We start from the raw sequence: 13,798 nt of genomic DNA on the forward strand, positions 1-13,798 counted from the left end.
ATGAAACGTTGCACGACAACCGTATTGATCGTATTAATGATGCTGCCGGTCCTGGTCGGTGTTCGCCCGGCACTGGCCCAGCAGCGCCTCGATTTTGTCATCATTCAACCCGGTCAGCCCGGCACCCCCGAGGATGCCCAACCGGTGATGGATGCCTTGGCGGCATATCTGCAGAACAAGCTCGGCAAACAGGTGGCCATACAGGGACGCTATTTCAACCGGGCCGACAGCGCCCAGGCCTACCTGCAGACCGCCCGACCCCGTTGGGGCATTGTCGGCCTCGGGTTTTTTCTGGAAAATCGCGAGCGGTTCGATCTGCGGCCGGCCGCCGCCACCCGTCCCGGCGGCAGCGACCAGGATCTCTGGCGGCTGGTAGTCGGTCCCAAGGGACCGGCCCAGTGGCGCCAACTCCAGGGCAAGGTCTCGGGAACCATGCTGTTCGACCAGGCGGCCGCCGGTCAGTTGCTGTTCGCCAGCCACCCCGGCCAGCTGCCCTTTGCTCTGGAAGGGACTTTTCAGCCTCTGGCGGCGGTGCGGGCGGTGCTTGCCGGGCGTATTGCCGGTGCGGTCCTGGATCGGCCGCAGTGGGAGGCTCTGCAGGCCCTGCCTCAGTTCGCGCAACTGCGGGTTTTGTTGCAAAGCAAACCGCTGCCCACCTCGCCGGTGGTGACTTTCGGTGCGCCCGATGCCCGGACGGCTCAACTGACCAAAGTATTGCAGGGCATGGAGCAGGATCCGGCCGCCGCCAGTCTGCTGCAATTGCTGCAAACGGAGGGTTTCGGCCCGGTTGACGGGCGTCTAGCCACCCTGAAATTGGCGCGGCCATGAAAGTTGCGCTCTGGCCGGTTCTTGGGTTACTATTCCTGCTTTACGGCTGCCTGCCCGCCTCCCGCCTGACGCGTCCAGTTGCCGTGGCGGAAGGGGAGGCTCCGCAAGTGGCGCTCTGGCAGCCCTGTACTCTGGCCGAGGCGCGGTCCCTGGCGGCCGCGGCAGAGCAGGATCCGACCGCCGCCCTGCAGGGCGCGGCCTGTTATGCCACCCTCGTGGAAAAGCAAGGCGGCGATTTGTCCGCCGCCCGCGCCGGCCGCGCTCTGGCCGAGCAGGCCGCGGCGGCCTTTCCCACCAGCGGCACGGCGCACTATCTGGCCGGGTACCTGGCCGGGCTGGAGGCGCAACGGGCGCCGCTGCAGGCCCTGCCGCTGGTCAAGGTCATCGAGGCGGCGGCACTGAAAGCGCTGCAGCTCGATCCGGTGCTCGACCATGCCGGTCCCGCCCGCATGCTGGGGGATCTCTACCTGCGGGCCCCGGCCTTTCCGGTCAGCATCGGCGATCCGGATCAGGCTGTGACCTATTTTCGCGAGGCGGTGCGGCGGGCCGCCGATTTTACGGAAAACCGGCTTGGGCTCGCCGAAGCTCTGCTGGCCATCGAGGAACCGGCAGCCGCCTGTTCAGAGCTGACAGAGGCTTGGCGGCAGTTGCAGTCGGCAGCGGATGCCGAGGGGTTGGGCCGGCGCACGTTGGAACTGCAGCAGCGGCTTTGCACCGCCATCGGCGGGACATGAAAGAGTTCGCCGTCGCTTAGTTTCCAGAGAGTTTCCGGAACCTTGCTTCCACTCGCTTTGGGTTGAAAACCGAAGGGCGATCTTTTCAGTCACCCTTTCGGCGCGTACCACGTTTCAAGGAGAAGATTTTGGGCGTTCCAGCCATTCAGAAGATTCGCATCGGCGCCTACATCGCCCGGCAGTTGCTGGCCGGTCGGCGCCGCTTTCCCCTGGTTTTGATGCTGGAACCGCTGTTCCAGTGCAATTTGCGCTGCAAGGGCTGCGGCAAGATCGACCATCCACCGGATGTCATGCGGCGGCGCCTGACCGTCGAGGAATGCGTCGCCATGGCCGAAGAATGCGGTGCGCCGATGGTGTCCCTGCCGGGCGGCGAACCCCTGCTGCATCCGGAGATCCATCTCATCGCCCGTGAACTCATGGCCCGCAAGCGGTTTGTCTACCTGTGCACCAATGCGCTGCTGGTAGAGAAGCGCATCGGAGACTTCCACCCCTCACCCTATCTGACCTTCAACGTGCATATCGACGGCATGGGGGCCAAACACGATGCCTTGGTCAATCGGCAGGGCGTTTTCGATCAGGCCGTAGCGGCGATTCGCCTGCTGGTTGAACGCGGCTTTCGGGTGACCACCAATACCACCTTTTTCGGGGACGAAACCGTCGAAAGTGCCTCGGAATTGTTCGATTTCCTCATGTCCCTGGGGGTCGAGGGCATGACCGTGGCGCCGGCCTTCAATTACGAGAGCGCGGAGGAGAAGGAAAATTTTCTTGGCCGCCAGGGCAGCCAAGCGCTGTTTCGGCAGTTACTGAAAATGTCCCGGACACGCAACTGGCATTTCAACCACAGCAGCCTGTACCTCGACTTTCTGGCCGGCCGTCAGGCCTATCGCTGTTCTCCCTGGGGTACCCCGGCGGCCAATCTCTTCGGTTGGCAGCGGCCCTGCTATCTGCTCAACGACGGCTATGCGGCAAGTTTTTCGGAACTCATGACCGAGACCGATTGGAGTTGTTACGGAACCGGGAACGACCCGCGCTGCGCCGACTGTATGGTGCATTGCGGATTCGAACCGACCGCGGTCCTGGACAATGCCCTGCATCCATTGAAAGCTCTCGGGGTATGGCTGCGGGGACCCGGAAATGGGCAAGGGTAGTCCATGAGGAAAGCGCAAAGGGCAGTCAAGGAACCCCTGTTGGGGGTGGTGGTGGCGCTGCCTGCGGAAGGGCGCGCCATGGCCGGCCGCTCTGGTTGGCGGAATCTGGAAGGATACCTGACCTGCCGCCATGAATTGGGCGGCGGCCGCCAGGCCCTGTGGGTGCAGGGCGGCATGGGCTCCTGCCGGGCGGCGGCGGCAAGCCGCTGGCTGGTCAAACAGGGCGCGACGGCGTTGGCGGTGCTCGGTGTGTCGGGGGGGCTGGATCCGGCCATGGGTAGCGGCGATTTGGTGCTGGCCAGCCAGGTTCTGCCGTTGGCGGGCCGTGTCGACCAGTTCCTGCCCCCGGATTGGGCGGGCAGGCTGTGCCGGAATCTGGCCCATCGCAACCTCCCCGTGCGGTTTGGTCCCTTGCTGAGCGTGGCTCGTCCGGTACTGGAACCCCTGGCGAAAAATCGCGCTTTTCAATCATGTGGAGCGCTGGCGGTGGATATGGAAAGTGCCGCCGTGGCGGAGGTCGCCCGAGAGGCGGCCTTGCCCTTTTTCGCACTGCGCGCAGTGTGCGATCCGGCCGACTGCCGAATCCCGCCGGAGCTGTTGGGATTGGTTGACGAGCAGGGCCGGCCGCAGGTGTTGCGAATTCTCAAAACTCTGTTGCGTCGTCCCCTTTCGCTGCTGGAAATGTGGCGCATGCAGCGCCAGTTCAAGTGCGCGCTGACGGCCTTGGGGCAGGGTTGGCGGGGGTTGCAGGAATCGGATTGTTTTTCTTATTTGGGAGACGGGGCGTATGACAGCTGCGATCAAGGACGGTGACATCATCCGGGTTCATTACCAGGGGCGCTTTGCGGGGGGCGAGGTTTTCGACGATTCCACCACTCGAACTCCGTTCACCTTTGTGGTTGGGACGGCTCCCCTGCTCAAGGGTTTTGACCAAGCCGTCATCGGCATGGTGGCCGGAGAGCGTAAGACTGTTTCCCTGCCGCCGGAGCAGGCCTTCGGGGTCCACCGGGAGGATCTGGTGTTCAGCCTGCCACGCAATCGCTTTCCGGCGCCCCTTGAATTGCGCGTCGGATTGCAGCTGAAACTGCCCTTGCAGGGCGGACAGGTGGTGACGGCACGGGTTGTGGAAGTGGACGAAAATACCGTGCGCCTGGATGCCAATCATCCTCTGTCCGGCCGTATCATCGAGTATGACATCGAAGTGCTGGCCACGGGGCTGAAGCCGACGGATCTGTTTGCTGCTCCAGATCCGGCCTGATCACTCGATGACCATGATTTGCACCGGGTCCGCTCCTGGCCTTGAATGACCCTTGATGGTCCGGGCCGGACCTGGAACCGTCCGGATTTCCAATATGTTCCGCGTTGGGATTGCGGTATCCGGACCTTACCCGGCGGGCCGACTCGGATTCGGGTCGGGCGCCGTCGATTCATACCAGAACAAGGAGATGTTTTTCATGGCAGAAACCATCAAGTCGGGCGATACCATCAAGGTCCATTACACGGGGCGGTTCGAAAACGGTGAGGTTTTCGACTCCTCCGAAGGTCGCGCACCGCTGCAGTTCACCGTTGGTGCCGGCCAGCTCATCAGGGGCTTTGATGACGCCGTGATCGGCCTGCAGGCCGGCGATAAAACCACCGTAACCATTCCGCCCGAAAATGCCTACGGCGTAACGCGTCCGGAACTGCTGGTCGAATTTCCGCGCGAACGGGTTCCGGCCGACATGGAGTTGACCATCGGTCAGCGTCTGCATCTGCGCGACGACCAGGGTAAGCCGGTGCCGGCTACCGTGGTCGAAATCGGAGAGGCCATCGTGCGCCTTGATGCCAATCATCCCATGGCCGGCAAAACCCTGGTTTTCGACATCGAAGTGGTCGAAACCGGCCTCAAAGCGAAGGCTCAGGAAGAGCATTGCGGCACCGGTCACAAGGGCTGCCAGGGCTGCGGCAAACACTGAATTGATTTGCATTTTTTCCGGGGCCAGGATATCCGTATCCTGGCCCCTTCGGAATGAGCAGGCTGTGGATCAGGGGCCGCGCAGAGCGGAGTTCGATTGCCCATTTTTCGGTGACGGTTCCCCAAGTCCGACAGACTTCCGAACAACCCACCGGGAAGGGCGCGGTTTGCAGGCGGTCGGCGGTTGTGGCTCCGGCTTCAGGAGTCGTGCCGGTTACGATTTCCGGGCAAGTTTGGGGATTGGATGGCGGCCGCGGCCGCCCGGGGAGGAGGGGCTCAAATGGTGGATGGAACCGTGGCCCGCATTGGCGTGGTCACCGTATCGGATCGGGCCAGTCAGGGCATCTATGAGGATCGGGGCGGCCCGGCCATTCGCGATTATCTGAACGAGGTATTGACTTCACCCTGGGAGGAGCACAGCCGTCTGGTCCCGGACGATCGCATCGGTCTGCAGGAAACCCTCATGGAACTGGCCGACGCCACCGGTTGTTGCCTGATCATCACCACCGGCGGGACCGGTCCGGCGCCCCGCGACGTGACCCCGGAAGCCACCGAGGGGGTTTGTGAGAAACTGCTGCCGGGGTTCGGTGAGTTGATGCGGCAGGTGTCCCTGCAGAAGGTGCCGACGGCCATCCTCTCCCGCCAGACCGCCGGCATCCGCGGCGGCAGTCTGATCATCAACCTGCCCGGGCAGCCGCGGGCCATTGCCGAGTGCCTGGATGCGGTGTTTGCCGCCATTCCCTTTTGCATCGATCTCATCGGCGGACCGCGCCTGACCACCAACGAACAGCGTATCGTCGCTTTTCGGCCCGGCCAGGGAGGTGGCGCATGAGCCCGGAAACGGGACGCCCGGAAGCGGGGGACGGCGCCACTCAGATCGTGGAAAACCTGGGCCTGCGGCGCCGCATCGGCTTGCTGGCGGGACCGCTGTTGTTTTTCGGAATGCTGATGCTGCCGGTGCCGGCCGATATGCCCGCTGCCGCCTGGCCCATGGCGGCCATCGCCCTGCTGATGGCGGTGTGGTGGATTACCGAAGCCATCCCCATCCCGGCTACCAGCCTGCTGCCCCTGGTGCTCATGCCCCTGACCGGGGTGATGCCCATCAAAGACGCGGCCGCACCTTTCGCCAATGAGCTGATATTTCTGTTTTTGGGCGGTTTTCTCATCGCTTTGGGCATGCAGCGCTGGAACCTGCACCGTCGCATCGCGCTGAGCATCGTGTTTTTCGTGGGTACCTCGCCGAGTCGTCTGATTTTTGGTTTCATGTTGTCCAGCGCCGCCATTTCGGCCTTTGTGTCCAATACGGTGACCGCCCTCATGATGATGCCCATCGGGCTGGCGGTCATCAGTCAGATAGTGGAGGAGGGCCGGCGCGAGGGCTTGGACCAGGTCATTGATTTCGCTCCGGAACGCTTTGCCTTCGGCATCAACCTGATGCTGGGCATCGCCTACGCCGCTTCCATCGGCGGCATGGCGACCCTCATCGGTACCCCGCCCAATACGGTGCTGGCCGGCTATGTTCGGCAGCACTACGGCCTGGAAATCACCTTCGCCCGCTGGATGCTGGTCGGCGTGCCTCTCTCCGCGGTCATGCTGGTGCTGTGCTGGCTGTGGTTGACCCGCATCGCCCATCCCATGAAACTGCTCAAGGTGCCCGGCGGCCGCCGCCTTATCGAGGCGGAGTTGCGTTCCTTGGGTTCCTGGTCGAAGGGGGAACGCTGGACCGGCTTGGTTTTCGCCGTCACCGCCCTGGCCTGGATTTTTCGGCCGTTGCTGGTGAAGTTGCTGCCGGTTTCGGCCAGTCTGAGCGATGCCGGCATCGGGCTGATGGGGGGCTTGTTGCTGTTTCTGATTCCCATCGATTGGCGGCAGGGGCGTTTCGTGCTCAACTGGGAATGGGCGGAGCGTCTTCCCTGGGGGGTGTTGATCCTGTTCGGGGGTGGTCTGTCTCTGGCGGCCGGTTTTGATAAAACCGGCCTTTCGGCCTGGCTGGCCGGTCGCGTGCAACTGTTCGGGGATGCACCCCTGCTGTTGCTGGTGCTGATGGTGACGACCCTGATCATCTTTTTAACCGAACTGACCTCGAATACGGCTACGGCGGCCATGGCCATGCCGCTGTTGGCGGCGGTCGCCGAAGGCATCGGCCATAATGCCATGATGCTGCTGGTGCCGGCCGCCCTGGCGGCCTCCAGCGCCTTCATGCTGCCGGTGGCAACGCCGCCCAATGCCATCGTTTTCGGGTCCGGCTATGTGACCATTCCACAGATGGCCCGCAGTGGCTTTGTCCTGAATCTCATCGGGTTGGTGTTGATCCCCCTGATTACCTGGCTGTTGGTTCTTCCCCTGTTCGGCGCCCCTTCCGGTTTCATGCCTTGATGCCCGGGATGGCTCCCGCCGGCGGCGCGAGCCATCCCGGTCCCAGATACCGATCATTTCAGCATTACCAGTACGGCAATATCCCCTTTGCCTTTGAAGGAAAGAGATCGTTGATGGAAGCACCTCTGAACCTGTTTGCCACGGCACCGCGTGGCCTGGAAAGCCTGCTGGCCGAGGAATTGCGCAGCCTGGGAGGGGCCGAGGTCCGGGAAACCCGGGCCGGTGTGCTGTTTCAGGGAGCCTTGCGGGAGGCCTATCGCATCTGCCTGTGGTCGCGCCTGGCCAGTCGGGTGCTGTTGCACCTGGCCGAGTTCGAGGCCGCCGGCGCCGAAGAGTTGTACGATGGGGTGCGGGAAATGCCTTGGGAGCGGCATTTGGCCGATGACGGCACCTTGGCGGTGGACGCGACAGTGCGTAATTCGGCCCTGACCCATTCGCGCTTTGCCGCTCTGAAGGTCAAGGATGCCATTGTCGACCGGTTCCGCGACCAGACCGGTCGACGCCCCGGGATCGATGTCGAGCGGCCTCAGGTCCGCATCAACCTGCATCTGGATCGCAACCGGGCCCAGCTCAGTCTCGATCTTTCCGGCGACAGTCTGCATCGCCGCGGCTACCGCCGCGAAGGCCTGGCGGCACCCCTCAAGGAAAATCTCGCCGCCGCCATCCTGGTGCGCAGCGGCTGGCCGGAATTGGCGGCCGCCGGCGGCACCTTGCTGGACCCCATGTGCGGTTCCGGAACCCTGCCCATCGAGGGGGCTCTGCTGGCCGCTGACTGCGCACCCGGCTTGCTGCGCGAATACTGGGGTTTTAACGGCTGGCTCGGCCACCGTCCCGACTTGTGGCAGGAGCTGCTGGAGGAAGCCCGTCAGCGTTGTCGTGCCGGTCTGGAGCGACTGCCTGCGATTTTGGGCTATGACAGCGATCCGCGGGCCGTGCAGGCGGCCCGGGATCACGCCCAACGGGCCGGGCTCGGCAACCGTTTGACGTTCGAAGTGCGGCCATTGGAACAGTTGCAGGCACCGGACCGGCACCCGGGAAACGGGGGGCTGGTGGTGGCCAATCCCCCTTATGGAGAACGTCTGGGAGAAATGGCTGAATTGCGGGGTCTGTATGCATTGCTCGGGGAGCGTCTGCGGCAGCATTTTCTCGGCTGGCAGGCGGCGGTTTTCACCGGCAACCCCGAATTGGCCAAAAACCTCGGCCTGCGGGCGTACAAGCTGCATCCCTTTTTCAATGGCGCCCTGGCTTGCCGGTTGCTGCGGTTCCAGGTCGAACCACAATGGTTTTTCGGTGCCAACGCGCCGCAGGCGCCCCTGAGTGAAGGGGCCCGGATGTTCGCCAACCGGCTGCGGAAAAATATGCGTACGCTGCAGCGTTGGGCGCAGCAGGAGAACGTCACCTGCTATCGCCTGTACGATGCCGATATGCCCGAATACGCCCTGGCCGTCGACCGTTATGAGGATCGGTTGCATGTTCAGGAATATCAGGCCCCGGCTACGGTGGACGCAGCGGCGGCCGCGCGCCGTTTGCGGGAGGCGTTGCGGGTCTTGCCGGAGGTGTTGGAAGTCTCGCCGGAGGCGGTGGCCGTCAAGGTGCGGCAACGTCAGAAAGGGACCTCCCAGTATGGCCGCCAGGCGGGCGCCGGGGAACGTTTTGTGGTGCGGGAGGGTAATTGCCGGTTCTGGGTCAACCTGCACGATTATCTCGATACCGGACTGTTCCTGGATCACCGTCCGACCCGGTTCCTGCTGCAGGAGTTGGCGGCCGGGCGGCGGTTTCTCAATCTGTTCGGTTATACGGGCACGGCCACGGTGCATGCCGCGCGGGGCGGCGCCGGCTCCACCCTGACCGTCGATCTGTCCCGCACCTATCTGGACTGGGCCCGCGACAACCTGGCCCTGAACGGATTGGCCGGCCCGCAGCATCGCCTGTTGCAGGCCGATGTGTTGCAGTTTCTGGAGCGGGAGCGCGGCCGCTATGACCTGATCTTTCTCGATCCGCCGACCTTTTCCAATTCCAAGAGCATGAGCGGCACCCTGGACATCCAGCGCGACCACGTGCGATTGCTGCGGTTGGCCGCAACCCTGCTGGCCCCGGACGGGATACTGATCTTCTCCAACAACTTCCGCAAGTTCCGTATGGACCGGGAGGGTTTGCCGGAGCTGTCCATCGAGGATATCACGGCGGCTACCATCCCGCCGGATTTCACGCGTAATCCCCGCATTCACAACTGCTGGCGGATTACCCGGCGCTGACCGCTCCCACAGCCTTTTCAATGGCGGGTTCGAACCGGTCTGAACGAGGGCGACGGTGCTGCAAAGGACTTGTTTCTTTTGCACAAGGGGATTATAAGGGTGTTTTGAAATGCCTTTGGTCCGGCTTGGGGCAGGGCTCATATTTGGAGGAAGAGTGGCATGAAACGCGTTGGCATGAGATTGGCTAGAATCGTTTTGGTGGTTGGGCTGCTGGCGGTGGTCGGCCTGCTGCCCTTGGGGCTGCAGGCCGAGCCGAGCGGAGCGGAAGTCCCGACCCTGAGCCGCCAGGAAGCCCAGCAGTTGCTTGGGGAGCGCGCCGACCGGGTCCTGCGCATCGAAGCGTCGGAAATTCCGTCCTTCTGGGCCGTTGAGATTGAAAAGAACCGGCGCCGGCAGTTGGTTTACATCGATTTCCGAAAAACCTTGCTGCTGCAGGGCGATGTCATCCGGTTGACGGACGGCGAAAATCTGACCCGCACACGTCAAGAGGCCATGAACCGGGTGGATGTCAGCCGCATCCCTCTGCAGGATGCCTTGTTGGTGGGCACCGGCCGTGCGCCGATGCGAGTGGTCGTTTTTACCGATCCCAAATGCAGCTACTGTAGGAAATTGCACGAGGAACTGAAGAAGGTGGTGAAGCTCGATCCGGACATCGCCTTCTACATCAAAATGATGCCGTTGGATCTTCATCCCGATGCCTACATGATTGCCAAAAGCATCGTCTGCAACCGTTCCCTGGCACTGCTCGAGGACAGTTTTGCCGATCGCTTCGTGCCGCCCCCCCTCTGCCAGGGACAGGAGGTCGATCAGACCCTGGCCCTGGCCCGACAGTTGGGGATTCGCTCGACGCCGACCCTGTTGCTGCCCGATGGCCGTATCGTTTCCGGCTATCGGGATGCGGCCGCTCTTCTCAGGTTGCTGGGGTCCAAAGTGCAGCCATCGGGGCCCGAAGGGCGTCCGGGGCGGTAAACCGCGCGAATTCGGGCGCACAACCGGCCAGCTCCGGCCCATCAACGATGCAAAAAAAACCGCCCTTCGCAGCAACTGCGAAGGGCGGTTTTTTCTGGATCAATTGGGGCCCCCGTGTCAGATGTCCTGGCAATATTCCTTGCCGTAATTCTCCATGACGAAGTCGAGGTCCTTGTCGCCGCGGCCCGAAAGATTGATGAGGATGGTCTGCTCCGGCGGCAGTTGCGCCGCCAGGCGCAGGGCGTAGGCCACGGCATGGCAGCTTTCCAGGGCGGGAATGATGCCCTCCACCCGCGACAGCTCAAAAAACGCATCGATGGTTTCCCGGTCCCCGGCGGTGACGTAGGTGACCCGCTTCAAATCCTTGAGCAGGCTGTGTTGGGGGCCGACGCCGGGATAATCCAGACCGCTCGCCACGGAATAGACCGGCATAGGCTGGCCCTGATCGTCCTGCAGCATGTAGGACCGGAAACCGTGCATCACTCCCGGTTTGCCCAGGGACAGGGTGGCGGCATGCTGCCCGTCTTCCAGGCTGCGGCCGGAGGGCTCGACGCCGTGGATGGCGACCTGCTCGTCATTCAGAAAGGCGGTGAACAGGCCGATGGCATTGGAGCCGCCACCGACGCAGGCGACCAGGTTGTCCGGCAGACGGCCGGTCATTTCCAGGAACTGGGCGCGGGCTTCCTGGCCGACGATCTGCTGGAAGTCGCGTACCATCATGGGGAAGGGATGGGGGCCGACCACGGAGCCGATGGCATACAGCTGGTTGACCGGATCCTGCAGGTAGGCCTCGAAGGCGGCATCCACGGCGTCCTTGAGGGTCTGGGTGCCGCGCGTTACCGGCACCACCCGAGCGCCGAGGATCTGCATGCGGGTCACATTCGGCCGTTCCTTGGCGATATCCACCACCCCCATGTAAATGTGGCATTGCAGGCCGACCAGGGCCGCGGCCGTGGCCAGGGCGACCCCGTGCTGTCCGGCGCCGGTTTCCGCGATCAGGATCTTCTTGCCCATCCGTTTGGCAAGCAGAGCTTCGCCCAGACAGTGGTTGATCTTGTGCGCTCCGGTGTGGTTGAGATCTTCGCGCTTGAGGTAAAGTTGCGCGCCGCCGATTTTCCGCGACAGGTTGCGGGCGTGAAACAGGGCACTGGGACGACCCACATAGTGCCGGTAAAGGGACTGCAACTCCTCCTGAAAAGCCGGGTCGTTTTTGATCTCGAGGTACGCCGCGGTAATTTCATCCATCACCTGTTGCAGTTCCTCGGGAATGAAGCTGCCGCCATATTCACCAAAATAGCCATTTTCATCCGGTAGGGGCATATCACATAATCTGCGGCTCATATATATCCTCCCAAAAATGTTGGTTCGCCGTCTCCGAGCCAGAGATCCGTCATGTTCCTGCTGCGAAAACGTTTCGTCGGGGCTGGCCGGTCGCGGGATTGGTACAGGCAGCAACGTAAAGCATGGACGGGAAAAATTCAACGTAAAAACGCGGTTTCGCTATTCCCGGTACGGTGCCGGGCCGGGTCTTGTAAGTCGGGAATGCTGCCGATGCGGGAAAGTTGTCATGAATCCTGCAGGAAGAGACCATGCAACGGTTCTTGACCAAATCCGGTACCCGGTTGACCAAATTTTTGACTTCTGGAAAGTTTCGGGAAGTCGCTTTCGGATGAGTCCTTTGTGGAGCTATGCGCATGAACAGTCCTTCGGCCCAGGAAATTCTGCTGGAAAGCGGCACCAACGAGATGGAGATTCTCGAATTTTACCTGGCAGGCCAGTCCTTCGGCATCAATGTCCAGAAACTGCGCGAGATCATTCCATTTGAATCGGATAAGCGCACCACTTTGCCGCAATCCCTGCCATCGGTTCTGGGTGTCTACATGGTGCGCGGAGCCTCCCTGAACCTGATCGATCTGGCCGCGCATCTGCGGGGCCGGCCTTGTAGAGAGCCGGATCCTGCGCTGCGGCCCATTGTGCTGGTGTGCCAGTTCAACCGGAAGGTGACCGGTTTTCTGGTGGATGGCGTGAATCAGATTCATCGGGTCAGTTGGAAGGATGTCAGTCCCATGGCGCCCCTCATCGAGCGGTTCCGGCCCCGTTTTACCGCCAGCGTCCACATTCAGGAACGGGAGATTCTGATTGTCGACCTGGAGCATATCATGACTGAAGTGGATCCGGAGATGAGCATGTCCTTCGAGGGGACTCCGACGCCTTCGGCGCCGGTCGTCCGTTCCACCGGTCGGAGCCGTGTCAAGCTGATGCTGGCGGAAGATTCGGTGCTGATTCGGCAGGGGATTGCCAAAGTTCTGGGCCGGGCCGGATACGATCAGCTGCAGACCTTTGCCGACGGCGACGAGTGTTACCGCCGCCTGCTGGACATCCAGGGCAGCGTGACGTCGGAGGCGGAGTTCCTGAGCCATGTCCGAGTGCTGATCACCGATATCGAAATGCCGAAGATGGACGGCCTGACCCTGTGCCGAAAGGTGCGGGAAGAATTGGGGCTGGCCGAACTGAAAATCGTCATGTTTTCGTCCCTGATTACCGATCAGATGGCGCACAAATGCCGTTCCGTCGGCGCGGACGCCTGGATCAGCAAGCCGCAGATTCCGGCCCTGGTGGAATTGGTGGACGGTTTCTGCCCGGAGGCCCTGGTCAGCTGAGGGCAAATCATTCCGACCCCTGCGGCCGGAACTGAAAAAAGCTGCTTGACACGGCCCTTTTAGTAAGTAAATATTTACTTGCTTATTCACGAAGGAAGGAGACCTGCATGGCGCGACCTGTCAGCAAGAAAAGGGCTATCGAGGCCGCGGCGATCAAGTTGTTCGCCCGCAAGGGCCTGGCCGCCACCACCCTCAAGGATATCGCCCGCGAGGCGGGAGCCACGGAAGGCGCCCTGTACCGGCATTACCAGAGCAAGGACGATATGGCCTGGCAGCTGTTCAGCGAGGAGTTGAAGGCTTTTGCGGAATTGCTGTCGCCTCTGCTCGAGAGTTCGCAACCCTTTCCGGTACGACTGGCCGCCGCCATCCGCTTCATCTACGACTACTTTCGTGGGCAGCCGGACGTGTTCGCCTTCATCCTTCTCACTCAGCATAACTTTCCCGGCCAGAAGCTGTTGGATGAATTTACCAATCCCAACGACATGGCCATTCGTTTCATGCGCCGGGCCATGGAGGAAGGTGCGGTGGCGGCCGGAGATCCGGTATTGCAGAGCGCGCTGATAATGGGCGCGGTATTGCAGCCGCTGGTCATGCAACGCTACGGGCGCCTGGTGGTCAGCGAGACCATGGTCGAAGAGGTGGTGACCGCCTGCCTGAGGCTGACGGGTGCGGCCTGAATCGGTGCCGGCACCAGGGGAAAATTTCCGGTTCATTAATAAGTAAACGAATACTTATTTATGAACTTCCTGCATGTCGGGCGGGGGCGGCCGGCCGGAGGTTGTGACCTGAGACAAATGGCCGTTGAAATAATGTTGACAGTCTAATTAGTCGGATGTAGATTTCCAGTTCTTTGCAGTATCTAATGCTCCAAGAT

General features: G+C 62.1%; 13 protein-coding genes. 12 read left to right on the forward strand and 1 reads right to left on the reverse strand.

What is annotated here, in order from left to right:
• The 10 genes from JQN68_RS11160 (at position 1) to JQN68_RS11205 (ending at position 10,264) form a co-directional block, all read left to right on the forward strand.
• Positions 1-828: a phosphate/phosphite/phosphonate ABC transporter substrate-binding protein gene (locus tag JQN68_RS11160; protein WP_225072921.1), complete on the forward strand. Its 828-nt coding sequence runs from the start codon at positions 1-3 to the stop codon at positions 826-828.
• On the forward strand, positions 825-1,562 hold the full coding sequence (locus tag JQN68_RS11165; RefSeq protein WP_225072920.1) for a tetratricopeptide repeat protein: 738 nt from the start codon (positions 825-827) through the stop codon (positions 1,560-1,562). The genes JQN68_RS11160 and JQN68_RS11165 overlap by 4 nt, the downstream gene beginning before the upstream one ends.
• Positions 1,563-1,690: 128 nt before the next feature.
• Positions 1,691-2,710: an adenosyl-hopene transferase HpnH gene (gene hpnH, locus JQN68_RS11170; RefSeq protein WP_225072919.1), complete on the forward strand. Its 1,020-nt coding sequence runs from the start codon at positions 1,691-1,693 to the stop codon at positions 2,708-2,710.
• A 3-nt stretch (positions 2,711-2,713) separates the two neighbouring features.
• On the forward strand, positions 2,714-3,523 hold the full coding sequence (locus JQN68_RS11175; RefSeq protein WP_225072918.1) for a phosphorylase family protein: 810 nt from the start codon (positions 2,714-2,716) through the stop codon (positions 3,521-3,523).
• Entirely contained in the window at positions 3,498-3,968 is a 471-nt protein-coding gene (locus JQN68_RS11180; protein ID WP_225072917.1) for an FKBP-type peptidyl-prolyl cis-trans isomerase, read from the forward strand. The genes JQN68_RS11175 and JQN68_RS11180 overlap by 26 nt, the downstream gene beginning before the upstream one ends.
• A 196-nt stretch (positions 3,969-4,164) precedes the next feature.
• Positions 4,165-4,665: an FKBP-type peptidyl-prolyl cis-trans isomerase gene (locus JQN68_RS11185; RefSeq protein ID WP_225072916.1), complete on the forward strand. Its 501-nt coding sequence runs from the start codon at positions 4,165-4,167 to the stop codon at positions 4,663-4,665.
• 279 nt (positions 4,666-4,944) lie between these two features.
• On the forward strand, positions 4,945-5,496 hold the full coding sequence (gene mog, locus JQN68_RS11190; protein WP_225072915.1) for a molybdopterin adenylyltransferase: 552 nt from the start codon (positions 4,945-4,947) through the stop codon (positions 5,494-5,496).
• Positions 5,493-7,040 (forward strand): SLC13 family permease, encoded by a 1,548-nt coding sequence (locus JQN68_RS11195; RefSeq protein ID WP_225072914.1) that lies wholly within the window; start codon positions 5,493-5,495, stop codon positions 7,038-7,040. The genes mog and JQN68_RS11195 overlap by 4 nt, the downstream gene beginning before the upstream one ends.
• Before the next feature lie 113 nt (positions 7,041-7,153).
• Entirely contained in the window at positions 7,154-9,295 is a 2,142-nt protein-coding gene (gene rlmKL / locus JQN68_RS11200; protein ID WP_225072913.1) for a bifunctional 23S rRNA (guanine(2069)-N(7))-methyltransferase RlmK/23S rRNA (guanine(2445)-N(2))-methyltransferase RlmL, read from the forward strand.
• Between the two features lie 159 nt (positions 9,296-9,454).
• Entirely contained in the window at positions 9,455-10,264 is an 810-nt protein-coding gene (locus JQN68_RS11205) for a DsbC family protein (RefSeq protein WP_225072912.1), read from the forward strand.
• A gap of 117 nt (positions 10,265-10,381) precedes the next feature.
• Here JQN68_RS11205 and trpB read toward each other — a convergent pair whose 3' ends face one another.
• The gene (gene trpB / locus JQN68_RS11210) at positions 10,382-11,605 is read right to left on the reverse strand and encodes a tryptophan synthase subunit beta (protein ID WP_225072911.1); all 1,224 of its coding nucleotides are present in this window, start codon (positions 11,603-11,605) and stop codon (positions 10,382-10,384) included.
• Between the two features lie 353 nt (positions 11,606-11,958).
• Here trpB and JQN68_RS11215 point away from each other — a divergent pair, with 353 nt between their 5' ends.
• Positions 11,959-12,924: a chemotaxis protein CheV gene (locus JQN68_RS11215; protein WP_225072910.1), complete on the forward strand. Its 966-nt coding sequence runs from the start codon at positions 11,959-11,961 to the stop codon at positions 12,922-12,924.
• Positions 12,925-13,031: 107 nt separating this feature from the next.
• A complete protein-coding gene (locus JQN68_RS11220) occupies positions 13,032-13,601 on the forward strand; it encodes a TetR/AcrR family transcriptional regulator (protein WP_225072909.1) in 570 nt (189 codons plus the stop codon).
• Positions 13,602-13,798: the final 197 nt, after the last annotated feature.

Source organism: Desulfuromonas sp. CSMB_57 (genome assembly GCF_020194955.2).
In the GTDB taxonomy this organism is placed as follows: Bacteria; Desulfobacterota; Desulfuromonadia; order Desulfuromonadales; family Syntrophotaleaceae; genus JAFCIY02.